Origin of the sequence: Thermotoga sp. Mc24 (assembly GCF_000784835.1) — a bacterium.
GTDB lineage: Bacteria > Thermotogota > Thermotogae > Thermotogales > Thermotogaceae > Thermotoga.
Genome location: NZ_JSFH01000010.1, coordinates 1 through 25,772, shown reverse-complemented (window position 1 = coordinate 25,772; position 25,772 = coordinate 1). Strand labels below are relative to the sequence as shown.

The following is a 25,772-nucleotide window of genomic DNA, read 5'->3' as shown; positions in this document are numbered from 1 at the left end:
ATTGATCAAGAGGTTGTTTTTTGCCGTCGTTCTTTTACTTGTTGCAGAACTCTTCTCCGGTGTTCTCCACTTCGAGCACGCGGATGTTGTTTATCCAGAAGGATACTTTGAAAACGCCGTTCTTGTTGGAAACATCTTCGAGGCGATCAGGCCGAAGGTGATAGAGCTCGTTGGAAACGACCCGGGACGGATAACTATTGTCCTCAAAGACAGGGGCACCATCTCGAATGGCTACACGATGCCTTTCTTTCATAAAACGATTGTGGTCTACCTGTGGCCCCCTGAAAGCTGGCTTTCCTTTCGCCTTTCTCTCGAGGACTGGTACGCTTACGTTCTCATTCACGAATTCTCCCACATGTGCCATCTCACCTATCAGGACGAAATAGGAAAGACGGTAACAAAACTCACGGGAATTCCTCTTTATCCCCAACTCTTCAGCGACCTGGTGGAGGGTGTTACCGTTTTCAACGAGAGCTCTTTCTCGATCTCATCTGGAAGACTAAACAATCCTTTTTTCTCGAATGGTCTGTTCTACTACTCACTTCCCAACTTTCCATCTCCTGGTTACATAAAAGTAGCACCCGATGACGACTACAGAGACGGGCTTCTGTACTACAACTTCACAGCCGGGTTTTACAGCTACCTTGTGGAGACGTACGGCCTTGAGAAAGTGAAGGAGTTTTTCAGGGAAACTTCCAAAACGTTCAGTACTTTTGCCTTTGAGGGTTTCAAGGACCCATACGAGAAGGTCTTTGGAAAAACGCGCGAAGAGATCTACACGGACTGGATCTATTCTCTCACAAAACACGAGTACCCTCAGGGAGATCTTGTATACAGCGCAAAAAACACCTGGCTTCACAAGATCGATTTGTACGGGGACCATCTGGTTGTCCTTTCGGAAGAGTACGGGCCCTCCACTTCGTACACGGGGATGAAAAAACAGATTTTGAAGATCCTTGACCTGGATGGGAAAGAAGTTCAGAAGATTCCCGTGAGAAACGTTCTGGACGTGAAGATCGATGGAGAGAAGATCTACGTGCTCACCAAAGAAAAATCTTTCAACCGTTACGAAAATGTCCTGTGGGATGTGAAGGGTGGAAGACAGATTTCAAAGGGGAACATAAGCGCTTTCGATGTGGAAAACGGAAAGGTTTACCTTGCCTTTTACGATACGAAGACAGGAAAAGCAACAATAGAAGGATCGGAGTTTCACACCACGCTCGACGAATTCATAAGGTACATGGACGTATCAGATCGTTTTGTGGCGCTCTTCACAGAGAAAAACGACATTATCGTTCTGAAAACAAACGGAGAAGTCATCCTTGAACTGAAAAACGAAACAATGAAAGGACCGTACGTGAAGTTCTGGAAAGATGGAATAATATTCGTTCAGGTGGAAGGAGAACACACCGTTCCCTGCTACTACGATCTTGAGAAGAAAGAACTCCACAGACTTTCATCGAAGAGCCTCGTGGAAGATTTTGTGATCCAGGGAAGTGAAATTTACTACATAAGTTACATCCCATACGGCCAGACAGGGGGAACGGGTGTTTACAGAAAAGATCTGAGTATGGAACCTGTGGTGGTCGAAGTGAAAAAGAGTGAACCTTTTGTGATAGAAGGCAAAAAGTTTTCCACTGGAAACGAGTTCGGCTTCAGACTGAGAAAGTTTTTCCAGCCTGCGATGTGGTTTCCAGTGTATTTTGACAACGCTTTCTCTCTTTTCCTCATGTTCTCGAACGTGGAAAACAACACCTTCCTGTTTTTGATGCCGTCTGTTGATTTGAAGGGAAATTTCAATCAATACACCGGCTTTGTGGCTTCCAGGGACAATTTCACAGCGTACGGTGAATACTCCTCTTCTGGGGATTACAGTTTCGGTTTGACGGGGGTTTTAGGTGATTTTCCTGTTTCCGCAAACACACGACTCGACGTTACCTTTGAAATGAACTTCAGTTCGACCCAAACATCTCTGAACAGTGAAGCAGGAGCCGCTAACAACATTGGAGTGGGTGTCGATCTCAGAACGTATCTGCTGGATATGCCTTCCTCTTTGAAGGTGTCCCTGAATCTTCTCAATGACGACCTCTCACACCTTTTCGATCTGAACAGTTTGTTCTGTTTCGCTGGCCTGACTTCAGCGCTTGGAAAAGACGGAAGTTTCTCCGCAAACATCAAGTTTCAGCTTTTAAACTCGGAGGATTTCTCCTACGACGTGTCTTTTGCCCAGACGCTTTTCAAAAACAGTGCAGAGCTTTTCGATGGTTTTATTCTTCTCAGAAACACGGGGAACACGTTGGGAATCGCTCGACTGAGATTTTCCAATGGAGAAGAGGAGCACGTTATCTATGATCACCTTTTCCAAGAGGTGTACATGGAAGGGCTCAAGTTCTATATCACAGTTGGCGGATTTTTGAACATGAACGATATTTCCTCCGGTAGTTTCTACGTGGGAATAAGTACCAGTCCGAATGGATTACCTTCTATTTCACTTTTCATAAGAAACTGAGTGGTAAAATATTAATGCGAGAAGACACATAGAAAAGGAGGTGGCATTAATGATTGTAACAAAAAGGCATGCGATCGTGCTGAAGAAGCTCTACGAGAAGGGAGAAGAGTTCAGCGTAAAGGAATGGGAGGACTTCGACAGAGAAACGCTGTGGCACCTTGAACTTGCTGGCCTGGTCAAACCCGTCGGTGTTGAGATGTACGATCTGACCTTTTCTGGTAACATCCTTGGAGAACTCCTCACGGACATGATAAGAGAAGGTGTCTTGAAGAATCCTGAGGAATGGGACGACTCGTTCAGGTGGATCGGTTCCGAAGTCATTTCCATGATCAGATACTCCAAGCTGGCTCAGTCGAGGGTAAGAGGAGAAGTCGCTAAAGCGCTTGAAGAGAGAGGCTTTGCGAAGGAAGGAAACCTCACACCTCACGCTTACACTCTCGATGAGGTTTACCACGCTTCACATCCCAGACTGATCGTAAATTCGAAAGTTGCGAAGTACCTGAGAAAGATGGTGGAGGGCCCGGGGGAGTCCAGTACGCTTCCAGTAGAGGGAGATGAACTTCTCCAGCTCGAAGCGATGAGGATGATAGCCTTCTCTGTTCCGAAGTCCGACATTTACGCTCTCACAGGACTCGGACAGCAAATCAGAGCGGCGCTCAGAAAGGGTCTTGTTGTGACGGATGAACTGATCCTCGACGAACTCGTTCTGGACACCGTTGCGAAGGCTTACGAAGGTAACCGGTTGAGTGACTTTGAAAGGAACGTACTTCTTGAAAGGGGCCTCATCGACTGGACGGGAGAACTTCACCCAATGGCGGAGCATCTCTACCTCGCGTGGAAGATATACAAAAAGGGTCCTTACCTCATAACTCCCGCTTTCCAGATCTCGGAGGACGAAGCAAGACTCCTGGAAGTGATCGTCAAGCTCTGGAAGAGGCATGAAAAGGAAGAGGATGTCTTCCCAGAACCAAAGCAGATAGAAAAGGCAGTAGACTGGGAATGGAAGAGAAAGGACCTCACCGTGAAACTCGCACTCTACAATCTTGAAGGTTTCGGCCTTTTGAAGTCGAGAGAACACAGACACGGAGCAAGGAGAACACTTGTGTACGAGTTGACCAGCTATGGTGAAGAAGTGCTCGAAGATCAGAGAAAGAACCTCAGGAGTATCACAGCTGTCGGTGTGAAATCAATCACCATGACAAAGAAAGAGTTCGCAGCTCCAAACGTGGAGTGGTACGAACAGGCAAGAAAAGAAGGTCTCGTCAGCGATGCAGCTCCCACTTCTTCTGGTCGCCTCTACGCGAGGCTTTCTGTCGAAGTTGAGAGAAGGCCACTCATAACGAACGTGGAAATGAAGGTTCTCAGAAAGGTTCCGTACAAAGCGGGTGTCTTTATCGAAGATATGAATCTTTCAGAGGAGGAAAGAATTGCACTCGACAGTCTCGAAGCGAAGAATCTGGTGGAGATTTTGCCCACAAACGTTGTCACGCTCACAGAAGCAGGTCAACTCATGAAGAGAGCTCTCTCTGCTGTTTCCGACGACGTGGAAGCACCGGTGACACCCCTTGTGATCAGGCTTCTTCAGGCTATAAGAACACACGGTGGACTTCATATGAGGGAGAAGAGGATCAGGATAAACCCGGAGAGCTGGAAAGCTGTAGAAAGAGAACTCGGTGTTGATCCGGAAACCTTCGATGAGACTGTCAACCTCGCCAGGATATCCAAATTCATAGCAGAAAACGCACTGACAGAAGCGGGAGTGGCACTCCTTCAGGCGGTGGATGAGCTTGCAAGAAAAGAGTATCCATGGGTTGAAGTTTGATAAATACGAAGCCCCACCGACCGGTGGGGCTTTTTTCACGGATAGATACCTCTCTTCTTTGTGGCGTACGCAACACGATCGATCGCGAGAATGTAAGCAGCAGTTCGCATGTCGACGTTGTATTTCTTTTTTACCTTCATAACATCTTCAAATGCTCCTTTCATCATCTTTTCCAGAGCACTTCTTATCTGGTCAAGATCCCAAAAGAACTCCTGAAGGTCCTGAACCCATTCGAAGTAAGAAACCGTGACTCCCCCAGCGTTGGCGAGTATGTCTGGTACCACAAGAACACCCCTTTTCGACAGAATCTCATCAGCTTCAGGTGTTGTGGGACCGTTTGCTCCTTCCACCACAGCTTTTGCCTTTATTCTTTCCGCGTTTCCAGCATGGATAGCACCTTCCAGAGCAGCAGGGACGAGAACATCAACATCCAGTTCTAAAAGTTCTTCGTTGGTTATTCTTTCACCCTTTGGATATGTGACGATCGTTCCGTGTTCTTTTTTGTATCTGATCAGTTCTTCCACGTCGAATCCTTCGGGATTGTAGATACCTCCTTTACTGTCACTCACTGCAACTACCTTTGATCCGAGTTCCTGAGAAATCAGAAGGGCGGCGAACTGACCAACGTTTCCAAATCCCTGAACAGCAACAGTTGCCTTCCTGGGATCTATTCCAAGAACGTCCATTGCAAGTCCTGCGCACACTTTAACGCCACGTCCTGTAGCTTCTTCACGTCCCTTGGATCCTCCCAGTTCCACAGGTTTTCCCGTGACAATTCCCAGAACGGTGTGACCTACGTTCATACTGTACGTATCCATGTACCACGCCATCACATCTGCATTTGTGTTCACATCCGGTGCGGGTATGTCGTTGTACGGTCCTATTATCACCTGAATCTCTGAAAAGTACCTTCTTGATAGTCTTTCAAGTTCGCTTCTTGAAAGTTTTTTCGGATCTACTTTGACTCCTCCCTTCCCACCACCGAAGGGCAGATTCATCACAGCCGTCTTCCATGTCATCCAGAATGCGAGGGCTTTCACCTCATCGAGGGTGACATCCGGGTGGTACCTGATGCCACCTTTGGCTGGGCCCCTTGCGACGTTGTGTTGCACGCGATATCCGGTGAAGACTTCGACGTGGCCGTCATCCATTCTCACTGGAAATTCAACGATCAAAACTCGCTTTGGCCTCCTCAGAACCTCTGCAAGGTCCGGTTCCAGATCCATGAGCGATGCGGCACGGTTGAACTGTTCAACTGCCATTTCATAGAGGCTTTTTTCCGACATGTATTTCCCCCCTCGAATAGGAATATGCGATATAAACCATATCGTTACCTATTGTATCATTTTTGTCCATAATACAGAAACATTTTGTGCTCGTGGAATGTAACTTGGCTTCATTCGAAAGGGGGGAGTTTTAAGCGGGAACGGATTTTTTCAGGGAGTGTTTTTTAAAAAAAACCAGTAGATGAGAATATTTACTACCGTTAGTGGAAGGCCAATTTTTGTGAATTCCCAGAAAGTGATTGTGTCTCCCGTTCTTTTTTCGGCGCTCTGTATGATTATGACGTTGCTGGCAGCACCAAGTATGAACAAATTTCCGGCCACTGTGCTACCAGCAGCAAGTGTAACGAGTTCTTTTACACCAGCACCAGCTTCAAGAAGTATTGGAAGATAGAGTGTAACCATGGGTACATTTGAGATGAATTGGCTCATGATAACACTCACCAGTAAGATCGCAGATACGGAAAGAACATCAAAATTCAGGCGTTCGAAGATAGATTGGAAAATTCCAGTTTCCCAGACACTTTGCATCAGAACAAACATAGAAGCAAAAAAGATAAGAGTATGCCAATCGATCTTTTTGATGATTTCATTTCTCTTCTTGCTGAAAATAAGAATGGGTAAGGCAGAGAGAAGTGTGATATGAACCAGTTCAATGTTCAAAGAAGACTTCAAAAAAGCAAGAATGATTTTGAGAATGATCAGGGAAAAAAGAAGAACAATCGAAATCTTGGAAATTTTTGCGAGTTCAACATCTTCAATTGAATCTTTGATATGGTTAATCGTTTCATTTACGAAATGTTTCCTGTAGAAAATTCTCACCATGAAGAACACTACCAGGAGATTAAGAACAGTTGGTAAGGCGAGATATCTAAAGAAGTCCAAGAAAGGATTCTTTATAACTCCCGCCGTGGCTATAATGAAATTCTGTGGATTACCGAGAGGGCTCATAACACTTCCAACAGTCACGGAAAAAGCAAGAGTGATCAAAAGAATCGACGGTTTTATGTTGTTTCTTCTCGCAAGGTGAAGAACAACGGGAGTACCAATGATTGCCGTAGTATCGTTCATAAGAAACGCTGACAAAATACCGAACACAAAAACGATTGAAAAGATCAGTTCTGTTTTGTTGCGAGTTCTTCTAAAGATGATGTAAGAAAGATGATGCAGGTATCCACTTTCTTCAAGAGCGGTCCCTATAATGAACATGCTGAACAAAAACAACATAACTTCAAGGTTTATCGACTTCAAAGCACTGGAGATAGAAATTTGTCCTGTTAATACGACACAAAGTGCCCCAAGAAGCATTATCTGCCACATTTGAATTTTTACTTTACCAAACTTTCTTACACTGATGAGAGCAAAAACTACTATCAGAACAATCGCAGGGATCAAGAGAAACCCTCCTTGGCGGATTCAGGTGTACGACTACTGTGCCATCATCTATTTTCCATTTCCAATGTTTCCTTCTGACTCTCTATTCTGGAAACTCTAAGTGAATCAGTTTTTAAATCTCAGACAACTGCTTTGCACTTTAAATCGCGTCTATTGCAAGGTAGGAGTATGGCTTTTGACCGGCCTGGAGTGGTTAAGGCTCGTAAGCTGAGCACACCGCATGAAGAATCCCACCCTCTTTAGGGGATTGGGGAGGAGATAAAGATTCCCACTGGGTATCTTCAGAACTCTTCGTGATAATTTCTCCAAATTTTTCTGAACCTGGTGTACTTTCAGGAGATTCAAAGAAGATATCAACTTACACATCTGGAAATTCAAGTCTTCAACTTCGAACATATCTTTTTCTTCAACGGGGACAACTATACCTTTTCTAAGTGTTGGGAACAATAGTAAATCGGGATGAGCAACACACAATTCATAGCTATCGGGTTCTCGCTCGAGAGAGACAATATACAATTTGTTCAGTCTAGAGAAAAACATGTAGATGAAAAATAGTTTCAAGATCTCCCTTAAATGTCGATTAGAAGCGTTTTCAAATTTCGTGAAGACGTCGGAAAGATTGTCATTGGCAGGAGTATCACATAACCAAGGGCCTATTTCTATTTTTCTCAAATTTTTCACTTCCTATTCTTGAGTGGAGGGAATATTTTTTTATTTCATCTAATTTGTAAATTTCTTCTAAGACTTCATTTAGAGTCATCTCCCCATACTTTTGCAGTACCTCATCTAATATTTCTTTTTCTTCATTTGAAAGGTTAATTTTTCCTGTTTCAAAGGGACCAGGTTCTATAATATGTTCCTCCGTGTGGATAAGACCTTCTACATACATTTTATTCAATACAAGCTCAAAATTCTTATCATATGGACCATAAAAATATTTCTTGTAATCTAAATCGGTTATTTGTTTCCCAATTTTTTTGATCGCATAATAATCAACAAGGAAAAGTAATTTCAATAGTTTTGTCTTCAGTATAGGTCCTGTCTTCCGAAGAATTGCGCGTATTACCTCGTAAGTTTTCCTCATCAATTCACCTCCTTCGCAAGTATTCTATTACAAGACTATATTTACTCCTTACGAACCGCCATTGCGATTATAGAAACGATTATCAATCCCATCCCTGCAATCTGTTGAATTTCCACCGTTTCGTTTCTGAAAACAACCCCAGCTATCACAGAAATCACCGTTGTGAAGTTGGAAAAGAGGGTGGTGAAGATGGGAGACATTTTCCCTATGGCGTAGTTGAGAAGGAAAAACGCGACGGTGGAAGAAAGAACACCGAGATACAGGGTACCGATTACCACATGGACGTTGAACACCGGTCTGAAATCTCCTGTTGAAAGACTCAAAAGTGTGAAGAAAACTGCTCCGGTCATCATCATGAAGAAAGTGATTTCAGCAGGTGTGAACTCTTTTGAAAACTTTCTCGAAAGCACACTGTACATCGCTCCGGAGAGAACAGCTAAGAGTAAGAAGGCTTTCCCAATGATGTTCCCAGGCGTGATGTTGAAACCAACTATCAACGAAACTCCAAGAAAACCCATTCCCACAAGAAAGTAGTGAAGAAGATCTCCCTTCTCTTTGAGTATGAAAGGAGCAAGAAGGTTGACAACGACCGGGATGAGGGCAATGATCATACCCGCTTCCGAGGAGTTCACCCTCTGAAGGCCGTACGTTTCGAAAAGAAAGTAAAGCACAGGCTGGAACAGGACGAGTTTCCAGAGCTTCCAGTAGGGTTTCTTTCCAAGCTTCACAACGCCGGTTATCAAAAGAAGAAGGTAAGTGAGAAAAGCAACGCTGAATCTGAAAGAAAGAAAAGTCAGGGGAGTCACATGATCGAGAGCGTTCTTCGTGAAAAGAAAAGAAAGTCCGAATATCGTGGAGTAGGAGAAACCCGAAAGGAGAACCTTCAGATCCATGCTGTACCTCCACTCTCTGGGAGTTCAAGAAGAAATATCTTTGGCCAGCTTCATCATGCTTTTCTGAAGTCTTTCCACGTCCCTTGTGAAGTAAAAAACCAGAACAAAGAGCAGCACCGCACAGATAAGCCAGAAATAAGCGGAGACTTTCAAGGCAGCTCCGAGAGATCCGAGGGCAACGGACATCACTCCTCCCGCGAATTTTCCAAATCCCGTTCCGAGCGAATCGGTGAGGTTGAATATGGAGAATATCCTTCCTCTTTCCTGTGGTTCGTTGACGTTCAGAAGCATGAACTTCACGTTCGGACCCGTGAGACTCGCGGTGAAAGAAGCGACGAAACCAAGTAACATGAGAACGAGAAGACTTCCCACGTAGTCCAGGGTCATAACGGTGAAGAAAGTTCCAAGAGCGGTTGTGATCGAGCAAAACAGCGGTAGAAATGGCCTGGATTTCGCGTAGATGCTCGCTCCCCACAGTCCTCCGAGGATGATTCCAGCGATGTTTCCAAGACCGAACACGAGGAAAACAAGGGTAGCCGTCTCCACCGAAAGACCTCTTTCTCTTCTGAAGAATTCCACAAGAAAGTAAGGAATGGCACCCCAGGGAATAGTCCCTGCTATACCCTGAAAGAACAAAAGAAGATTCGTTTTCACCTTCACAAGTTTTGCGTAATCAGAGAGTTTCGGCGCTTTCGGATACTCGTACCCGGATTGAACGAGTTCACCGATGCCTTTTTCAAAGGCACCTCTTTTCGGTTCTTTCAGAACGAAGATGGATAAAATCGCAAGGGCGATGTTTGGAACAGAAACCACGATGAAGGGAACTCTCCAACCGTATTTCGGTCCCAAAAAACCCCCAACGATCATCCCAAGAACGCTTCCTATGGAGATCGCAGAAGATATAAGAGCCACGACCTTTCCTCTCTTTACCTCGTCGAACATGTCTCCTATCATCGAGTAAACAATGGGAAAGGACGCTCCCACACCTATTCCGGTGAGGGCTCTCCAGAAAAAGAGTTCTCCGTAGGAGTGAGAAAACGCACTCATGAGACAGGGAATCTCACCAACGAGAATGGAGTAGATGAGAAGGTTCTTCCTGCTGTATCTGTCGGCAAGGTACCCCCACACAAGGCTCACAAGAGCCCCTATCACCGTGAAAGACGACGCAACGAGACCTATCTGAGCATCAGTGATGTTGAACTCCTGTTCTATCGCTCCTATGTTCGGAGACATCACCATCTGATCCGCGTTCAGGAGGACCATGAGAATCAGAATGAATATCACTGCCATCTTCATTCCCCCTTCAGCCATTCTATGACCGCCTTAGTGACATCTTCCTTCTCCACGTCGTTGCTCAGAACGTGACCGGATTTTTCAAAAACAAGAAGCTTCTTGTTTTCTGATCTGATGTTGTTGTATATGAACTCGGTTGCCTTCATGGGAACCATGTTGTCGTTCTTTGCCGCAACGACGAGAGTGTCCGATGTGATCTTCGAAACACTCTTTCTTGCCAGTCTCATGAGTTTGTAGAGCTCCGCTGCCTGCTTGGGCCAGTTGTAAGACCAGTACTCTTTTCTCAGGTATTCGATGCCCGGATCTTCGTACTTTTCTGTGCTTTTGCGGGGCATCTTCTTCGAAAAGAGCTTCAAAAGAGGCGTGAGGACTATCCTTTTGTCGAAAACATGTGTTGCCGCGGCAAGTGTGACCAGTTTTGGAGGATTCATCTGAGATGCGAGTATCAGGGCGATCACACCACCCATGGAAAGTCCAACCACATGGACTCTATCGCATATGGCTTTTAAATCGTAATATGCATCGAAGACGCGTCTCAGCCAGTCTCGAGCGGTTGTCATCAGAAAATCTTCACCACAGGTTCCGTGTCCTGGAAGTCTCGGAACGGAAACGGTGAAACCCACTCTGTTCACCTCTTTTGCCATGTACTCGAAATCGTGGGGTGATCCCGTGTAACCGTGGATGAATAAAACACCTTCGTTTTCACCCTTGAGGAAGATCGGGAGCGACTTCTCCACAGTTTTACATCGTGGAAAATTCATAGGAGCACCCCCTGATGAGTTTTTGGGTGCAACAATATTTTAACATTTAGTTATAGGAAGTACGAAACGATGGTAGAATTCCTGTTGAGGTGATAGGATGAAAAGATCTTTTTTGATTCTAATCCTGATATTGATATGGATCGGTCTTGTCTTTTACTTTTCATCGCAGCCCCCTGATGTTTCTGGAAGGCAGTCCGGGAGCGTTTATAAGTTTCTCAAAAAGATAGATAGTGTTCTTGATTTCACACGGACAAATTGGTACAAAAATCTGAGATCTCTACTCGAAAAATGGTGGTTCCCTGACAAAAAACCAACGGGGGAAGATCTTGTCAGAAAATCTGCCCATTTTGGACTTTATTTTATAATGGGCATTCTTTCTTTCACGTTTAGTTATACTTATCTTAGAAAGTATGTGTTTTCTATTTTGTTGGGAGTGTCTTTACCTACATTGATAGCCGTTCTCGATGAGTACAACCAGGTTTTTCACAACAGAGGATCTTCGCTGTACGATGTGTTCATAGACATGAACGGTGCTCTGTTTGGAGTGGTGATTGCTCTTCTGATTCTGGTCGTTGGGAGGTTGATCACCCGCACATACAACGTCCATCGGGGTGAGAGGTAGTATGAAAAAAATTGTGGTGTTGATGATGTCTTTCGTTCTTGTCTCGTGTTTTGCCCAGGTGCCAGACTTACTCTTTTCTTCGAAATATCCCGTTCCTGAATGGATCAGGGCTCGTGGTTACATGTCAGCATGGTTCGATTGGTGTGAAGAGAACGAAGATTTACTCAAACGGGAATTTTTGAGAAGAATAGAAGAAAAAGAACCTTTGAATCCATTCTTTGGTTCGTGGTATGAACTTTTTGAGAAGCAGCTCCTGGGTTACTGTCTCGGGTACAAATTCGTTTGCTGGCTTGAGGATGAGTTTTCACTCGAGAGAATAGCAAAACTGAAAAGAGAAAAGATCGAGAGTAAAATTTTAGAGTTTCTTCGATGATGAATGCTTTCAATTCAGGAGATTTATCTCATCCCACAAAGGCATGTTGACATGTCTGATTTTATTTTGTTAGAATTTGACTGACCAGTCAATCAAGGAGGTGTAAACGTGTCGGTGATCGAAGTGAGAGATCTCACTAAATACTACGGAAAGTCCAGAGGAGTAGAAGGTGTAACTTTCTCAGTTGAAGAAGGAGAGATATTCGGCTTCATCGGACCGAACGGTGCCGGGAAGACAACCACCATAAGGCTTCTTCTTGGTTTGATCTTTCCGGATTCTGGTCTGGCAGAGGTTTTCGGAAGAGACGTTCTGAGAGAAGGAAAAGAAATAAGAAAGAACATCGGTTACATTCCAGGAGAGGTGAGCTTTTATCCGGAAGTGACGGTGGAGGAATTTCTCAGGTACTCTGCCAGTTTCTACGAAAGGGTAGACTGGGATCATGTGAAGGAGCTCTGTGGTGTTTTCTCGCTCGACATGAAAAAACGTATCAAGGAACTCTCCATGGGAAACAAAAAGAAAGTGGCTATCGTTCAGTCTTTGATGCACAGGCCAAAACTTCTTATCCTGGATGAGCCCACGAATGGACTCGATCCTATCGTTCAAAACACCTTCTTTGAAATTCTGAAAAAAGAGAAAGAAAAAGGAACGACCGTGTTTTTCTCTTCTCACATACTGAGCGAGGTGGAAAAGCTGTGTGATCGTGTGGCGATGATAAAGGATGGAAGAATCATCAGGGTAGAAAAGGTGGAGAATCTCAAAGGGGAAAGGTACAAGGTGGTCCGGGTCAAAGGAGAAAATCTGGAAAAGCTGAAAGATCTGGCTGAAGTGAATCGACTGAAGTTTGAAAACGGCACAGCAGAGTTCCTCTTCTCAGGAAGTGTTGAAAGACTCATTGAAATTCTTCGTAGCTTGAAACTGTCCGATTTCTGGGTGGAGGAACCTTCTCTTGAAGAGATATTCATGTCCTACTATCGGGAGGGAGAAAAATGAACATATTCAAATGGGATATGAAGAGGTACATAAAGAGCACGATCGCTTGGACGGTCGTTCTCATTCTCCTTCAGCTCATGTACGCCGCGTTCTATCCGAGTATGGTAAAGGAGACAGAGTTCATAACAAAGTGGATGAAGGTAATGCCAAAAGCGTTTGTGAAACTCTTTGGGTTAGAAGACATGGACTTTTCCAACATCATGAACTACCTCGCCATGGTGTCCAGTATCTACGTAACACTCGTTGGAGGAGTTTTCGCTTCTTTGGTAGGTGTGAGGAGTATTTCGAGAGAAGAAAACGAAAAGACCGTTGAGTTTCTCTTGTCGAAACCTGTTTCGAGGCTTGAAGTTGTGATCTCGAAGTTTTTTTCATCTTTGACACACGTCCTCGTGTTCGATGCGCTCTTGTTCAGCAGTCTGTTCGTGTTCGCAAATATCTACAGTTCAAGCCCGGTTGAAGTGGAAAAGTTTGTTGCCTTCGCTTTTAGTCAGGTTTGTCTCCACTTCACATCGATGAACATATCTTTCTTTGTGGGTACCACAAAATCAGACGGAGCACTCTCTCTTGGGCTCGGTACTGTGTTCGTTCTGTACATTTTGAACATGATATCGAAGATCACGGACAAAGCGGAGTTTTTGAAGTATTTCACTCCGTTTTCCTACGCAGATCCCTCCACTGTCATAAGGCACGGTTTTCCGACGTTCTCCGGTCTTTTCTTTGTACTTGTGAACATAGCTCTTCTGATCAGTTCGATCGTTCTGTTTTCAAAGAAAGACATTCTTGTGTAATGGAGGGATCGTGTTGTCGAAGAAAGATGCGATATTGAAAGCGGCGATCGAGGTTTTTGGAAAAAAAGGTTACGATCGAGCCACAACAGACGAAATAGCGGAGAAGGCCGGAGTAGCCAAGGGATTGATCTTTCACTATTTCAAGAACAAAGAAGAACTGTACTACCAGGCATACAGGTATGTTGTAGAGAAACTGCAGAGGGAATTCAAGAATTTTCTCAGGGAGAACAGAAATAGAGACATCTTCGATTTCATGGAACGATGGATAGAAAAGAAACTGGAGTACTCTGCTTCTCATCCCGAAGAAGCGGATTTTCTGATAACACTTGTGAGTGTGGGTGAAGATCTCAGGAAAAGAATACTTCTCGACCTCGAAAAATCACAGAGGGTCTTTTTCGACTTCGTAAGGGAAAAGTTGAAAGACTTAGATCTCGCAGAAGATGTAACGGAGGAAATCGCATTGAAATTTCTGATGTGGTTCTTTTCCGGATTCGAAGAAGTCTATCTGAGGACCTATCAGGGTAAGCCTGAACTATTGAAAAAAGACATGAACGTACTCGTTGAAGAAGTGAAGGTCATGCTCAGGATTTTGAAGAGAGGTATGACAAAATAAAGCGGGGGAATCCCCCGCTTTTCACGATATTCCGAGGATTCTGTCGATTTTTGCTTTGTCGAATCCGATGACTATCTTGTTGCCGATCTCGATCACGGGAACTCCCATTTGTCCTGTCTTCTTCACCATGAGCTCGGCTTCTCTTGGGTTTTTTGTTACATCGACTTCTTTGAACTCGAGCCCCAGCGATCTGAAGTATTCCTTTGCTTTTCTACAGTACGGACAGGTGGGGGTTGTGTAGATTTTGATTTTCAGGTGCTGCATCGGTTCACCTCCATTTTCTACTTTTTTAGTCCAAATTTATTCTATCACAGCTGACGAATCATTTCAATTAATTCTCACAGAACTGAAAAGTTCAGGAAGCGAATCAATATGTTACAATTCCTTCTATGCAAAGGAGGGAACTTTGTGCGGTACAGACTCATGTCGATAGAATTCTTTGTCTACGGCACGATGGCCGTTTATTCACTGTTGAGTCAGTTTCTGGCAAACGAAGAACTCTCGAAATCTCAGATAGGCATTCTGATGTCTATCCTGCCGATCACATCACTCTACGCGAACCATCTAAATTTCGAAATCGCCTCTACCATAGGAAGAGTGAACTGGCTGAAAAAAGTGATTCTGTTCGCTGGAATCCTCTTCTGGGGGCTGTTTCTGTTCGAGGAGTTCTACCTGAAACTCATATTCATGTCAGTGTTCGCTTTCTTCTTCTCTGCGGTGACTCCTCTTGCTGAGTCCGTTATCGTGGACATCACACACCAGATGAAAATGAACTACGGCAGGATCAGGTTGTTTGGAACCTTTGGGTTCTCTTTCACAGCGCTTTTGATGAGCGGACTCATCAGACTGGGTTTCGTCACGATATTTTACGTTTTCACTGCCTTGATGCTTTTGACCTTTTGGATACTGAAGCCGATGAAAGAAGTAGACCTCGGTGAGGAAGAAAAAAGAAAAAGCAAAAAACCTCTTCCCACTTTCTTCTGGCTCCTTCTCCCTGTAGTGATCTTTGGTATAGCGGCAAACAATTTCAATTTTGTCTTTCTACCCGTTTTGATGAAGGAAAGAAACTACGACGTGTCTCTTGCGAGTATAGCCCTTTCTCTCATGGCCATCACAGAGACGCCGTTCCTCCTGTGGGCCGATGAGACAGTGAAAAGACTCGGTGTGGGTTTCATGCTCGCTTCGGGTGTGTTCGTTGTGGGTCTCAGAAACCTGCTGGTAACTCTGACAAGTTCTCCAGCTACTCTGCTGATGGTTCAGCTCTTGCAGGGATGGACTTACATAGTGATCTATTACTCCATGATGTTTCTCATTCGAACGTTTGGTCCCGCAAGGATCAGAGCACAAAAGTATTTCTGGGTCGCTATGGGAATAGGGCCGTTCATAGGCTCATCGGTAGGTGGTGTGCTCGCAGAAAATCTTGGTCTTATCGATTCATACAGGATTCTCGGTTTGGTTCCCATGATCGTTTCTCTTTTTGTCTTTCTTTTCCTCAGGAAGTACGAAAGAGCTTCTTGACCACCTCTCTCACTTTTTGAGCATACTCTTCTTTGCAGATCAGAATCCCGTTCGGTGTGTCGACCACGATCAGATCAGATAGCCCAACAACCGCTATGGGTTTGTTGTGGGTTTTCACGAAGATGCGTTCACTGTCGATGAGTATCACTTCGTCCGATTCTTCTGTGTATCCCTCTATTTCTCTCACGGAAGACCAGTTTCCCACGTCAGACCACTCGAAATCCGCCTTCACAACCCGCACCTTTTCCGATCTCTCCATGACAGCGTAGTCCACGCTGATCGAAGGTACTTTTTCGTAGGCTTTTTTGAGCTCTTCGAAATTTCTTGGATCGACATCCTTCAGGTTTTCGTATATGGATGGTTCACACACCTTCGCTTCTTCGATGAATTCTTTCGCTTTCCACAGGAACATTCCGCTGTTCCAGAGGAATCTTCCACTTTCGACGAATCTTTTAGCCGTTTCAAAGTCCGGCTTTTCCCTGAACTGAGCAACTTTGTGAACTCCTTCTTCCAGTTCTTCTCCGATCTCTATGTAGCCGTAGCCGGTTTCCGGCCTTGTTGGAACGATGCCGAAAGTGAAAAGACCGCCGTACTTATCCAGGGCATCGAGTGATTTCTTCACCGTTTTCCAGAATTTTTTTGTGTCCGGTATTCTGTGGTCCGCGGGTAGAACAAGCACCGGCTCATCGTCATCCGCCAGCTTTGTTCCTATGAAACAGGCTGGAGCGGTGTTTTTCTTCGTTGGCTCTGCGATGATGTTCTCATCAGGGATCTCTGGAAGTTCTCTTTTCGTTCTCTCAACGTAGTCTTTGTGAGTTACAACGATCACGTCTTTTGGGTCCATTTCCTCCATAACACGTTCGAAGGTCCACCTTATGAGACTCTTGTTTCCAAAGAGTTTCAAAAACTGTTTTGGAGTCTCAGGAGTGGAAAGGGGCCAGAATCTTTCTCCAGATCCTCCTGCGAGAATCAGAGCTTTCATTACTTCACCTCCTCGTGTACAATTTTAACAGGAGGTGGAGGACGTGATCAGAGTTCTCAGCGTCTTCGGAACAAGACCCGAAGCAATAAAGATGGCACCTCTCGTGAAAAAACTCGAAGAAGAACGAAACGTGGAAAGTTTGGTCTGTGTCACCGCTCAGCACAGACAGATGCTGGACCAGGTGCTGGAAGTTTTCGATATAAAACTGGATTTTGACCTGAACATAATGAAAGAGCGGCAGAGTCTTGCCGATATAACTGTGAACGCACTGTCGGGTCTCTACGATTTGATTGAAGAGTTAAAACCGGATATCGTACTGGTTCAGGGAGACACAACGACTACGTTCGCAGGAGCACTCGCGGCCTTCTATCACAGGATCCCGGTTGGCCACGTTGAAGCAGGCTTGAGAACAAATGACAGGTACTCCCCTTTCCCAGAGGAGATCAACAGAAGACTAACGGGTGTTCTTTCTACACTGCATTTCGCACCTACAAAGAGGAACAGAGAGAACCTTCTTAGGGAAAACGTCATGGGAAAGATCTACGTGACTGGAAACACGGTGATAGACGCCCTCAGGTACACCGTGAAGGAGAACCACGTTTTTGAGAATCCGGTTTTGAGGAATATGGATTTTTCCGACGGAAGGTACATCCTTCTCACTTCCCATAGAAGAGAGAACATCGGAAAGCCCCTTGAAAACATCTGTAAAGCAGTGAGAAGGATCGTTGAAGAATTCGAAGATGTGAGGGTGATTTACCCGGTTCACATGAACCCCGCCGTGAGAGAGATCGTCTTCCCGATGCTCGAAAACATGGAGAGAGTCTTCTTGATCGACCCCGTGAATGTGATAGACATGCACAATCTGATGGCAAGAAGCTATCTCATCATGACGGACTCTGGAGGAATACAGGAAGAGGCACCGGCCCTCGGAAAGCCGGTGATCGTTCTGAGAAGGGAAACTGAAAGGCCCGAAGCGATCGAAGCGGGTGTTGCCGTTTTGGGAGGAGTGGAGGAAGAAAGAATATTCGAACTCGCAAAAAAGCTTCTTTTGGACAGAGAAGAATACGAAAAAATGGCGAAAGCCGTGAATCCATTCGGGGATGGCAGGGCTTCAGAGCGCATAGTGAAGGCGATTCTCCACGAATTCGGGCTTTCAGATCCACCGGAGGAATTTGGCTGATCACTTTCTTCTCTTTTCGAGCTCCTTCATGACATCCTGGATAGTGACACCAGCGTCGACCATGAGGACGGTGAGGTGGTAGATCATGTCCGCTATTTCCCAGACGAGGTTTTCTTTGTCATTCTGGAGATACCCTGTGATCACCTCTACCGCTTCTTCACCGAACTTTTTGGCAATTTTTCCCTTGCCTTCCCTGAAGAGCTTCGACGTGTAGGAACCTTCCGGCATCTCTTCTTTTCTTTTTTTAACGAGTCTGTAGAGATCCAGCCAGAAGGTGGGAGAGCCCGTTTCTTCAAATCTGTGTTCCACCTTGAAAAAACAGGATCTGTTTCCCGTGTGACACGCCACCTTGTCTTCTGGAAAATCGACGATGTACAGGTAAGCATCGTCATCGCAGTCTCTTCTTATTTCAACCACTCTCATCGTGTTTCCAGAGGTCTCTCCCTTTTTCCAGATTTTCTGCCTCTCCCTCGAAAAGAAATGCGCGTATCCCGTTTTCTTGGTGAGCTCCAAAGCCTCCTCGTTCGCGTAGGCCAACATCAACACTTCACCCGTTGTTTTCTCCTGAACCACCACTGGATAGAGCGTCATCGCAACCCCTCCAGTCTCACGTTCACTCCGTGTTTTTTGAGATATTCTTTCAATTCTCTCACATCGATCTCTCTGAAATGAAAAACAGAAGCCGCAAGGGCAGCGTCGGCACCCGCCAGAAACGCTTCAAGGAAATGTTCCATTTTTCCCGCACCACCAGAAGCGATGATGGGAAGCGTAGTCAGTGGTCTCACAAACCTTATCATCTCCGTGTCGTAACCTGCTTTCGTGCCGTCTCTGTCGATACTGGTGAGTAGAATCTCTCCTGCCCCTCTCCTTTCTACTTCAACCACCCAGTCTCTCAGAAGTATGCCCGTGTTCTTCTTTCCGGAGTAGGTGAAGACCACGAACTCTCCATCCACCCTTTTTGCATCTATCGCCACGACGACGGCCTGGCTTCCGAAAGTTCGGGCGATCTTCGTGATCAGGGAAGGATCCTCCACAGCCGCCGTGTTTATGCTCACCTTGTCCGCACCCCGGAGAATGAGTTCGGAGGCCGTTTCGAAGTCGTGGATGCCTCCTCCAACGGTGAACGGAATGTCGATCTGCTCGGCCACCTTTTCGACCAGTTCCAGCATGGTTTTCCTCTTCTCAACAGATGCGGTGATATCCAGAAAAACGAGTTCGTCTATTCCAATTTCGGAATAGAACTTCCCCAACTCGACCGGATCACCGCTGTCCCTGAGATTTTCGAAGTTCGTTCCCTTCACCACACGGCCGTCTTTCACGTCGAGACATGCGATTATTCTCTTAGCGAGCATATCTCTTCATCACCTCAACTGTGAGAATTCCCTCCAGAAATGCCCTTCCCACGATCACACCTTTGAGAAGCCCGTTCGTTTCTCTGTGAACCCTCTGCGCTGTTTTCAAAGAGTTCTCCGAAGAGATTCCCCCTGCTGCGAATACGTTCACTTCAGCTTCGATCGCTATCTTCCTGGTGAGAGAAAAATCGTGCTCCTGAAGAGTGCCATCTTTTTCGATCTCCGTGTGTACGATCTCTTCAAGACCGTATTCCTTCAGTCTCTTCAGAAGAGATATCGGATCGATTTCCTCTTCCGCCAGCCATCCTTTGAACGCGACTTTCCCACCTCGGGTGTCCAGACTGAACACGGGCTCCACGTCGATTTCTTTCAGAAATTTCAGAAAAGAAGGATCTTCCAGAACTTTTGAACTCACAATCTGTCTTCTGTATCCCAGCTTGCGGAGTCTTTCTGCGTAATCGAATGATCTGATCCCGCCTCCGATCTGTATGTGTTCGGCAAATTCGGAAAGTCTTTCGAGGACAGGAAAGTTCTCAACGCTGTTTTCTATCGCCTTCGAAAGATCCACAACGTGGATCAGTGTGAATCCCTCTTCGATGAGTTTTTTCACCAGCTCTGCGGGATCTTTTTCGTAGAATATGGTGTTCTCCTTTTTTCCTTTCACCATTCTCGCTACCTTTCCTCTGAAGAGATCTATCGCCGGGACAACGAGCATTCGATCACCTTCTCAAGCAGTTTTCTTCCGATTTTTGAACTCTTTTCGGGATGGAACTGAAAACCCAGAATTCTCCCCTTCCTCACCGCGGATGGAAAGATCTCACCGTCGTATTCCGTTGTTCCCAGAACGTGTTCCTCTTTGCACACGGCTCTGTAGGTGTGGACGAAGTAGTAATACCCGTTCGGAAACGTGTCTTTGAAGATCACCTCGTTCCAGCCCATGTGTGGAAGTCTTCTACTCTTCAGTTTCACGACGTTTCCTTCTATGAGAGAAAGACCCTTTACGCCGGGTGCCTCTTCGCTCTCTTCAAAAAGGAGCTGCATTCCAAGGCAGACTCCGACCACGTATTTTCCATCTTCGACGTGTTTTTTTATGAACTCAACAAGACCGTTCTCTCTGAGTCGTCTCATTCCTTCGCCGAAGTGTCCTACACCCGGGATGAACAGAAGATCGTACAGATCGTCTTGAGGTGACTCCACGAGTTCTATCGAAACATCCTCAAAATTTTCTGATGCCCTCTTCACTCCACGGTACAGGTTCATTATGTTTCCCGGACCAACAGAGATTATTCCGATCCTCAATCTATCACACCCTTAGTGGTCTTTTTTTCCGACCCCTCCAGAGCCCGGGCGATCGCGAGTCCAAAAGATTTCATGGCAGATTCAGAAATGTGATGGTCGTTCTTTCCAAAGAATTTGAAGAAGTGGACCGTGATCCTTGCATGGTTTACGAATCCGCACATGAACTCCTCGAATCCTTCGACGGGCATGTCTTCTATCTTTTCAACGGAGAACTCGAAGTTCTTCTGGAAGAAGGGTCTTCCGGAAAGATCCACGTAGCATCCCACCAGCGCCTCGTTCATGGGAACGGTGGCTTCCCCGAATCTTCTCACTTTCGTGTAGTCGAAGAGCTCCCTGAATGCGAGACCCAGTGAGATTCCAAAGTCCTCTATCAGGTGGTGGAGGATACCGTCTTTGCTTTCGCAGGTACTCACCCTGAGACCCAGGCCGGAGTAATGACAGAAGGTGTTCAGAAGGTGATCGAAGAAGTTCACACCAGTACTCCCTTCGAGTTTTCCGTGTACCGTGTCGAGTGTTATAGAGATCTCGATCTCGTTGGTGTTTCTCTGAACGATCACGCCGTTTTCCAGTCTTTCTACCGTCATTTGAACACCTCCAGTTCTTTCAGGATCATATCGTTCTCCTCGCGCTTTCCGATTGTGATTCTAACACCTTCCCTGAAACTACGAACAGCAATGTTCTTTGCCCGGAGGTGTTCGAGAAGTCTTTCTTTTTCTTCCTTTTCCATGAATATGAACACGAAGTTTCCTCTGGAATCGGTGATTCGGTATCCCATTTTTCTGAGGATACTCTTCATTCTCTCGCGTTCTTCCACGATGAACTTCGTTCTCTCCTCAAAGATCTCTCTGTGATCGAGAGCTACCTTCGCGAACATCTGGGAAACGTAGCTCACGTTGAAAGGAAGTCTCACCCTGTTGTAAGCGTCAATGAACTTCTCCGAGGCCACAACGTATCCGACACGTTGCGCTGCCAGGGAAAACGCTTTCGAGAAAGTCCTGATCACGGCGAGGTTCTCGTATTTTTTCAGAAGATCCACATAACTTTCTCCGTGGAATTCGTAGTAGGCTTCGTCCAGCGCGACGAAGGCACCCGTTTTCAGGATTCTTTCTATTTCCTCTCTTTCGAAAACATGGCCCGTTGGATTGTTCGGGTTCGGAATGAAAACAACGTCTCCTTCTCCCACGTTCACCTCAGGTATCCTCAGATCTTTCGTGAGCGGCACTTCCAGGAATTTCGCTCCAACTGCCTTCGCAAAGATCCTGTAGCAGCTGTAGGTCGGGGGAAAGAAAACGGAACGGTCGAACATGAGCATCATCACGTAGATGATCTCATCCGCTCCGTTTCCCACAGAGACGTTGTTTTTCGAAAGAAAATCGGTGTCGAGGTATGAGAGTATCTTTTCTATTAATTCTTCATCGGGGGAGTCGTAGTAGATCCTCAGGGCGTCGCTGTTCAATCGTCGAAACACTTCATCCACGAGGTCCTCTGGAAAGGGAAACGGATTTTCATTCAGCGCAAGGTAGGTTTTGTCTCTCTTTTCGGTTTCGTACGGATACGCCCTCTTTGCAATCAAATCGAGAGGATTCACAGCTTTTCCCTCCTGACGTCTATCGCCCGAGCGTGGGCTTCAAAACCTTCCCAGCGCGCCATCTTCGAGTAAAGCTCGCCCTTTTTTCTGAAATCTTCTTCGGAGAGGTGTGTGATGAATATCTTCTTCGTGAAATCGGAAACCCTGAGTCCTGAGGAGAACCTCGCGGATCTGAAGGTGGGAAGAACGTGGTTCGGTCCCGCACCGTAGTCTCCCACAGACTCACAGGTGTACTTTCCGAGAAAGACAGATCCCGCGTTCTTTATGTGTCCCAGTGACTCAAACGGATTTTCCACGAGGACCTCCAGATGTTCGGGGGCGATGAGGTTGGAGATCTCAAAGGCCCTTTTCAGACTGTCCGTCAAGATGATGGTACCGAAATTTTCCGTTGAAATCCTGGCCGTTTTTCTTCTCTCTTCTGGAAGAGCTTCCAGGTGTCTTTCAATGACCTGAGGTAATTTTTCGAAGACTTCTTTCGAAGTGGTTATCACCACACTCATCGCGTTCTCGTCGTGCTCTGCCTGGGAGAGGAAATCCGCGGCTATGAGATCCAGGTCGGCACTGCCGTCTGTCACGATCGCAATCTCGCTGGGACCCGCTATGGAATCGATTCCAACGTCTCCGTAAACGTGTTTCTTTGCGAGCGTGACGAAGACTCCACCGGGTCCCACGATCTTGTCAACGGGTTTCACTGTTTCCGTGCCGTATGTGAGGGCGGCTACCGCGTGAGCCCCTCCCATCCGGTAGATCTCCTTCAGACCGAGGATTTCGCAGGTTTTCAGGATGTATGGAGAGATGCCTCCGTTTTCATTCGGTGGTGTTGTGACAGCGATCCTTTCCACACCAGCAACGATAGCGGGAACCGCGCACATGAGGAGCGTGGAAAAGTACGGAACCTTTCCCCCAGGAACGTAGATTCCCACACTCTCGAGAGGAACAACCATCTCTCCAAGGAAGCTTCCACCCTTCGTCGTGAAAAAGAAAGATCTTTCCTCCTGTCTTCGATGGAATTCCTTCAGGTCTTCTATCACGATTTTTATCGTTTCAACGAATTCTTCCTCTACTTGGGCTTCCGATATTTCCTTCTCTGTGACACGAAGGTTCTCGATGCCCACCGGGTGCTTCTCGAACCTTTTGAGGAATTCCTCGAGGGCTCTGTCTCCTTCTTCTTTCACTCTCCTGATGATTTCTTTTACGGTCTCTTCCACCTGCGATACAGATTCCATCCTTTGTTTCAATAGTCTGAGCACTTCTTTATCCCCGGGATTGTTCATTAGAATCATGTTCGATCACCTCCTGGAGCTTTTCAAGGAAGGAAACCACCTCTTCTCTTTTCGTTCTGTAACTCACCGGATTCACCACAACATGGGTTCTTATGACGAATATTTCATCGAGAATCTCCAGGTTGTTCTCTTTCAGTGTTCTTCCCGTTTCGGTGATGTCCACGATGAGATCTGAGAGTCCGGCTATTGGAGCGAGTTCGACAGAACCCTTCAGTGGTATTATGCGACAGTGCCATCCTTTGGATTCGCAGTATCTCTGAGTTACGTTCGGAAACTTCGTGGCGATTCTCTTTTCACCCTCTGGTATTCCCCTTCCCTTCGGACCGGCAAGAACCATTCTGCTAATGTTTGTGGGAATGAAGAAGGGCTGAATGAGACTAGTTTCTTTTTCGAGGAGTACATCGGTTCCACAGAATCCAATGTCTGCCACTCCGTGAACGAGATACGTTGGTACATCGAACGGTCTCACCATGAAACAGACGATATCCTTCCCTTCCCGAAGAATAGAAGACTCCCTTTCGAAAATAACTCCCGTTTTTTTCAGGTAGGTCATCACCTTCTCTTCTAACCTTCCTTTGGGGATTGCCAGTTTCAGCATGTTTTTCCCTCCAGAAAGATGGATCCACCCACACCTTTTTCTCCGTTCACTGTGTACTCTCCGCCGGCAGCTACGAGTCTGGAAGAAGATGTGTCGTAGATGGTGAATATCAGGCCACAGTACTCTTCGATCGTTCTCGCAAGGGTGAGATCGATCTCAACGGAAACGGTGGGGAACTTCTCCTGAAGGAAGGAAGATGCCGAAAGCAGATCTTCCCTCACTGAAAGCGGGAGATCCATCGTCTTCAAATGTTCCGGTGATCTCCGGTATATGCTGTCTTCGATAATCTTCTCTACCCTGGAAAGATCAATTTTCTTCATGTGAGAGAGAAACTCGATTTCCGCGAGGTTTTTCGTGTCGATGAGATTCAGAACCTTCTCGTGGAGGTCCTTCGGAATTTCTTTCAGTAGATCCTCGTAAACACCGGTGTGTCCTATTTCCACTATCACCGGACCTTCAAAAAATTCCGATGCACTTTCGACGATGATCTCAAGAACTTCCAGCGAATCGTCCAAGGAGTTCCTTGGAACCTTTTCGAGTCCAAGTTGATACTCCGCCACCAAATCGCTTCCCGAGTATCTGTAAACGAAATCGGCGTACCAGACCTTGATTTGAGAATCGGGGGAATATCTTTTACGATGGTTGAGGACGGTTTTTGTGAAATCTTCTCTGATGGAGAAAAGATTGCCCTTTCTGTCGAGGAAAAAATTCCCCGCCGGCTCTTCTGCCTTTTCGAGCGTTGGGACGAAGAACGGTGAGAATCCTTTTTTCGTGGCTTTACTGTAGAACGAAAACACCTTCTCGAAATCCAAGAAATCCACCTCCCCAGTGAACTACCATGACTTATAGAAGTCATGGCTTCCCGCTTCAACCCGTGATAGCTCGTAGACCCCTTTCGGGTTCCGCCGCCAGAGCACTGTCCACAGGCGTAAATTCGGACGGTTCCCGCCCTATTGAAAGCATCAAGCCGTACCTGACCAAATTCTTCGCAGCGTTCACGTCTCTATCGTGATGCGCTCCACATACAGGACACGTCCATTCTCTAACGCTCAGGTCTTTGACTTCTTTGTTTATGTATCCGCATTCACTGCACATCTGACTTGAGGGATAGTATCTGTTCGCTTTTATCACTTCGATTCCACAGCGCTTTGCCTTGTACTCGAGAAGTTCTAAGAATCTCCTCCACGACTGCATGTGGATGTGCCTGGCAAGTCTGTGGTTTTGAACCATACCTTTGATGTTGAGATCTTCCACCACGATCTTTCCAGCTTGGCTTTCGCTGACAAGATCGTGTGTGATCTTGTGAAGCCAGTCGTTTTTTATGTTGACTATTTTCTCGTACAGCTTTGCAAGACACAAACGTGCTTTTTCCCAGTTCTTTGAACCTCTCTGTTTCCTGGATAATCGTCTGTGAAGTCTTTTGATCTGTCTCTCGTATTTTGAAAGGTCTGGCATTTTATATTTCTTGCCATCGCTCAATGTGATTGTGTCTTTGATTCCAAGGTCTATACCTAGAATGTCGGTGGAAGTATTTTGTACTTCAGCA

The 25,772-nt window shown here is 46.0% G+C and carries 28 protein-coding genes; 9 read left to right on the top strand and 19 right to left on the bottom strand.

Annotation, left to right across the window (positions count from 1 at the left end; genetic code table 11):
* Position 1 precedes the first annotated feature (1 nt).
* Together MC24_RS06425 and MC24_RS06420 are read left to right on the top strand one after the other, a co-directional pair.
* Positions 2 to 2,509 carry a hypothetical protein gene (locus MC24_RS06425; RefSeq protein WP_004080523.1) on the top strand — a complete coding sequence of 836 codons (2,508 nt, stop codon included), beginning with the start codon at positions 2 to 4 and terminating at the stop codon, positions 2,507 to 2,509.
* Positions 2,510 to 2,558: 49 nt separating this feature from the next.
* Positions 2,559 to 4,331 carry a DUF505 domain-containing protein gene (locus tag MC24_RS06420; protein ID WP_038053650.1) on the top strand — a complete coding sequence of 591 codons (1,773 nt, stop codon included), beginning with the start codon at positions 2,559 to 2,561 and terminating at the stop codon, positions 4,329 to 4,331.
* Between the two features lie 35 nt (positions 4,332 to 4,366).
* Here the strand turns inward: MC24_RS06420 and gdhA are convergent, their stop codons facing one another.
* The 7 genes from gdhA to MC24_RS06385 all read right to left on the bottom strand — a co-directional run bounded on the left by gdhA (position 4,367) and on the right by MC24_RS06385 (position 11,040).
* The gene (gene gdhA / locus MC24_RS06415) at positions 4,367 to 5,617 is read right to left on the bottom strand and encodes a glutamate dehydrogenase (protein ID WP_011944141.1); all 1,251 of its coding nucleotides are present in this window, start codon (positions 5,615 to 5,617) and stop codon (positions 4,367 to 4,369) included.
* Positions 5,618 to 5,767: 150 nt separating this feature from the next.
* Positions 5,768 to 7,009, bottom strand: coding sequence for an SLC13 family permease (locus MC24_RS06410; RefSeq protein WP_235280332.1), 1,242 nt, complete (start codon positions 7,007 to 7,009; stop codon positions 5,768 to 5,770).
* 150 nt (positions 7,010 to 7,159) lie between these two features.
* Positions 7,160 to 7,681, bottom strand: coding sequence for a hypothetical protein (locus tag MC24_RS09880; RefSeq protein ID WP_235280331.1), 522 nt, complete (start codon positions 7,679 to 7,681; stop codon positions 7,160 to 7,162).
* The gene (locus tag MC24_RS06400) at positions 7,647 to 8,093 is read right to left on the bottom strand and encodes a type II toxin-antitoxin system antitoxin SocA domain-containing protein (protein WP_011944139.1); all 447 of its coding nucleotides are present in this window, start codon (positions 8,091 to 8,093) and stop codon (positions 7,647 to 7,649) included. The genes MC24_RS09880 and MC24_RS06400 overlap by 35 nt, the downstream gene beginning before the upstream one ends.
* Before the next feature lie 41 nt (positions 8,094 to 8,134).
* Positions 8,135 to 8,986: a DMT family transporter gene (locus MC24_RS06395; RefSeq protein WP_011944138.1), complete on the bottom strand. Its 852-nt coding sequence runs from the start codon at positions 8,984 to 8,986 to the stop codon at positions 8,135 to 8,137.
* Positions 8,987 to 9,010: 24 nt separating this feature from the next.
* Positions 9,011 to 10,276 carry an MFS transporter gene (locus MC24_RS06390; protein WP_011944137.1) on the bottom strand — a complete coding sequence of 422 codons (1,266 nt, stop codon included), beginning with the start codon at positions 10,274 to 10,276 and terminating at the stop codon, positions 9,011 to 9,013.
* 2 nt (positions 10,277 to 10,278) lie between these two features.
* Positions 10,279 to 11,040, bottom strand: a complete 762-nt coding sequence (locus tag MC24_RS06385; protein ID WP_011944136.1) for an alpha/beta hydrolase — start codon at positions 11,038 to 11,040, stop codon at positions 10,279 to 10,281.
* 97 nt (positions 11,041 to 11,137) lie between these two features.
* Between MC24_RS06385 and MC24_RS06380 the strand changes: the two genes are divergently transcribed.
* The 5 genes from MC24_RS06380 (at position 11,138) to MC24_RS06360 (ending at position 14,426) form a co-directional block, all read left to right on the top strand.
* Positions 11,138 to 11,662, top strand: coding sequence for a VanZ family protein (locus MC24_RS06380; RefSeq protein ID WP_011944135.1), 525 nt, complete (start codon positions 11,138 to 11,140; stop codon positions 11,660 to 11,662).
* Between the two features lies 1 nt (position 11,663).
* Positions 11,664 to 12,035, top strand: coding sequence for a hypothetical protein (locus MC24_RS06375; protein WP_011944134.1), 372 nt, complete (start codon positions 11,664 to 11,666; stop codon positions 12,033 to 12,035).
* A 108-nt stretch (positions 12,036 to 12,143) separates the two neighbouring features.
* Positions 12,144 to 13,025, top strand: coding sequence for an ABC transporter ATP-binding protein (locus MC24_RS06370; RefSeq protein ID WP_011944133.1), 882 nt, complete (start codon positions 12,144 to 12,146; stop codon positions 13,023 to 13,025).
* Positions 13,022 to 13,813, top strand: a complete 792-nt coding sequence (locus MC24_RS06365) for an ABC transporter permease subunit (protein ID WP_038053643.1) — start codon at positions 13,022 to 13,024, stop codon at positions 13,811 to 13,813. The genes MC24_RS06370 and MC24_RS06365 overlap by 4 nt, the downstream gene beginning before the upstream one ends.
* A 10-nt stretch (positions 13,814 to 13,823) precedes the next feature.
* Positions 13,824 to 14,426, top strand: a complete 603-nt coding sequence (locus MC24_RS06360) for a TetR/AcrR family transcriptional regulator (RefSeq protein ID WP_156105083.1) — start codon at positions 13,824 to 13,826, stop codon at positions 14,424 to 14,426.
* Between the two features lie 21 nt (positions 14,427 to 14,447).
* On the opposite strand, the gene MC24_RS06355 is transcribed toward MC24_RS06360, so the two are convergent.
* Positions 14,448 to 14,690 carry a glutaredoxin family protein gene (locus tag MC24_RS06355; RefSeq protein ID WP_011944130.1) on the bottom strand — a complete coding sequence of 81 codons (243 nt, stop codon included), beginning with the start codon at positions 14,688 to 14,690 and terminating at the stop codon, positions 14,448 to 14,450.
* A gap of 144 nt (positions 14,691 to 14,834) precedes the next feature.
* Here MC24_RS06355 and MC24_RS06350 point away from each other — a divergent pair, with 144 nt between their 5' ends.
* Positions 14,835 to 15,944: an MFS transporter gene (locus MC24_RS06350; RefSeq protein ID WP_011944129.1), complete on the top strand. Its 1,110-nt coding sequence runs from the start codon at positions 14,835 to 14,837 to the stop codon at positions 15,942 to 15,944.
* Here the strand turns inward: MC24_RS06350 and MC24_RS06345 are convergent.
* Positions 15,919 to 16,926: a mannose-1-phosphate guanylyltransferase gene (locus MC24_RS06345; protein WP_038053638.1), complete on the bottom strand. Its 1,008-nt coding sequence runs from the start codon at positions 16,924 to 16,926 to the stop codon at positions 15,919 to 15,921. The two genes, MC24_RS06350 and MC24_RS06345, sit on opposite strands and share 26 nt — an antisense overlap.
* 43 nt (positions 16,927 to 16,969) lie before the next feature.
* Here MC24_RS06345 and wecB point away from each other — a divergent pair, with 43 nt between their 5' ends.
* Positions 16,970 to 18,106 (top strand): non-hydrolyzing UDP-N-acetylglucosamine 2-epimerase, encoded by a 1,137-nt coding sequence (gene wecB, locus MC24_RS06340; RefSeq protein WP_038053635.1) that lies wholly within the window; start codon positions 16,970 to 16,972, stop codon positions 18,104 to 18,106.
* Here wecB and hisIE read toward each other — a convergent pair whose 3' ends face one another.
* The 10 genes from hisIE to MC24_RS06290 all read right to left on the bottom strand — a co-directional run.
* Positions 18,107 to 18,697, bottom strand: coding sequence for a bifunctional phosphoribosyl-AMP cyclohydrolase/phosphoribosyl-ATP diphosphatase HisIE (gene hisIE, locus MC24_RS06335; protein ID WP_038053634.1), 591 nt, complete (start codon positions 18,695 to 18,697; stop codon positions 18,107 to 18,109).
* A complete protein-coding gene (gene hisF, locus MC24_RS06330; RefSeq protein ID WP_038053631.1) occupies positions 18,694 to 19,458 on the bottom strand; it encodes an imidazole glycerol phosphate synthase subunit HisF in 765 nt (254 codons plus the stop codon). The genes hisIE and hisF overlap by 4 nt, the downstream gene beginning before the upstream one ends.
* A complete protein-coding gene (gene hisA / locus MC24_RS06325; protein ID WP_012896636.1) occupies positions 19,448 to 20,173 on the bottom strand; it encodes a 1-(5-phosphoribosyl)-5-((5-phosphoribosylamino)methylideneamino)imidazole-4-carboxamide isomerase in 726 nt (241 codons plus the stop codon). Before hisA ends, hisF begins: the two co-directional genes overlap by 11 nt.
* Positions 20,152 to 20,757: an imidazole glycerol phosphate synthase subunit HisH gene (gene hisH / locus MC24_RS06320; RefSeq protein ID WP_038053628.1), complete on the bottom strand. Its 606-nt coding sequence runs from the start codon at positions 20,755 to 20,757 to the stop codon at positions 20,152 to 20,154. Before hisH ends, hisA begins: the two co-directional genes overlap by 22 nt.
* On the bottom strand, positions 20,754 to 21,341 hold the full coding sequence (hisB, locus tag MC24_RS06315) for an imidazoleglycerol-phosphate dehydratase (protein ID WP_011944122.1): 588 nt from the start codon (positions 21,339 to 21,341) through the stop codon (positions 20,754 to 20,756). Before hisB ends, hisH begins: the two co-directional genes overlap by 4 nt.
* Entirely contained in the window at positions 21,338 to 22,345 is a 1,008-nt protein-coding gene (gene hisC / locus MC24_RS06310) for a histidinol-phosphate transaminase (RefSeq protein WP_038053626.1), read from the bottom strand. The genes hisB and hisC overlap by 4 nt, the downstream gene beginning before the upstream one ends.
* The gene (hisD, locus tag MC24_RS06305) at positions 22,342 to 23,628 is read right to left on the bottom strand and encodes a histidinol dehydrogenase (protein ID WP_038053623.1); all 1,287 of its coding nucleotides are present in this window, start codon (positions 23,626 to 23,628) and stop codon (positions 22,342 to 22,344) included. The genes hisC and hisD overlap by 4 nt, the downstream gene beginning before the upstream one ends.
* Positions 23,600 to 24,226 (bottom strand): ATP phosphoribosyltransferase, encoded by a 627-nt coding sequence (gene hisG / locus MC24_RS06300; protein ID WP_004080478.1) that lies wholly within the window; start codon positions 24,224 to 24,226, stop codon positions 23,600 to 23,602. Before hisG ends, hisD begins: the two co-directional genes overlap by 29 nt.
* Positions 24,220 to 25,047, bottom strand: coding sequence for an ATP phosphoribosyltransferase regulatory subunit (locus MC24_RS06295; RefSeq protein WP_148202962.1), 828 nt, complete (start codon positions 25,045 to 25,047; stop codon positions 24,220 to 24,222). The genes hisG and MC24_RS06295 overlap by 7 nt, the downstream gene beginning before the upstream one ends.
* Positions 25,048 to 25,093: 46 nt before the next feature.
* On the bottom strand, positions 25,094 to 25,772 hold a 679-nt coding region (locus MC24_RS06290), incomplete at its 5' end, for an RNA-guided endonuclease TnpB family protein (RefSeq protein ID WP_038053621.1).

What these genes read in the sequence shown, in the direction of transcription:
- MC24_RS06385 (WP_011944136.1), bottom strand. Translation starts at nt 11,040, where the DNA reads ATGAATTTTCCACGATGTAAAACTGTGGAGAAGTCGCTCCCGATCTTC.
- hisB (WP_011944122.1), bottom strand. Translation starts at nt 21,341, where the DNA reads ATGACGGTAGAAAGACTGGAAAACGGCGTGATCGTTCAGAGAAACACC.
- MC24_RS06345 (WP_038053638.1), bottom strand. Translation starts at nt 16,926, where the DNA reads ATGAAAGCTCTGATTCTCGCAGGAGGATCTGGAGAAAGATTCTGGCCC.
- hisG (WP_004080478.1), bottom strand. Translation starts at nt 24,226, where the DNA reads ATGCTGAAACTGGCAATCCCCAAAGGAAGGTTAGAAGAGAAGGTGATG.
- MC24_RS06400 (WP_011944139.1), bottom strand. Translation starts at nt 8,093, where the DNA reads ATGAGGAAAACTTACGAGGTAATACGCGCAATTCTTCGGAAGACAGGA.
- gdhA (WP_011944141.1), bottom strand. Translation starts at nt 5,617, where the DNA reads ATGTCGGAAAAAAGCCTCTATGAAATGGCAGTTGAACAGTTCAACCGT.
- MC24_RS06380 (WP_011944135.1), top strand. Translation starts at nt 11,138, where the DNA reads ATGAAAAGATCTTTTTTGATTCTAATCCTGATATTGATATGGATCGGT.
- MC24_RS06365 (WP_038053643.1), top strand. Translation starts at nt 13,022, where the DNA reads ATGAACATATTCAAATGGGATATGAAGAGGTACATAAAGAGCACGATC.
- hisA (WP_012896636.1), bottom strand. Translation starts at nt 20,173, where the DNA reads ATGCTCGTTGTCCCGGCGATAGATCTCTTCAGAGGAAAGGTAGCGAGA.
- hisIE (WP_038053634.1), bottom strand. Translation starts at nt 18,697, where the DNA reads ATGACGCTCTATCCAGTGGTGGTTCAGGAGAAAACAACGGGTGAAGTG.
- MC24_RS06395 (WP_011944138.1), bottom strand. Translation starts at nt 8,986, where the DNA reads ATGGATCTGAAGGTTCTCCTTTCGGGTTTCTCCTACTCCACGATATTC.
- hisF (WP_038053631.1), bottom strand. Translation starts at nt 19,458, where the DNA reads ATGCTCGCTAAGAGAATAATCGCATGTCTCGACGTGAAAGACGGCCGT.
- MC24_RS06420 (WP_038053650.1), top strand. Translation starts at nt 2,559, where the DNA reads ATGATTGTAACAAAAAGGCATGCGATCGTGCTGAAGAAGCTCTACGAG.
- MC24_RS06355 (WP_011944130.1), bottom strand. Translation starts at nt 14,690, where the DNA reads ATGCAGCACCTGAAAATCAAAATCTACACAACCCCCACCTGTCCGTAC.
- MC24_RS06390 (WP_011944137.1), bottom strand. Translation starts at nt 10,276, where the DNA reads ATGGCAGTGATATTCATTCTGATTCTCATGGTCCTCCTGAACGCGGAT.
- MC24_RS06375 (WP_011944134.1), top strand. Translation starts at nt 11,664, where the DNA reads ATGAAAAAAATTGTGGTGTTGATGATGTCTTTCGTTCTTGTCTCGTGT.
- hisD (WP_038053623.1), bottom strand. Translation starts at nt 23,628, where the DNA reads ATGATTCTAATGAACAATCCCGGGGATAAAGAAGTGCTCAGACTATTG.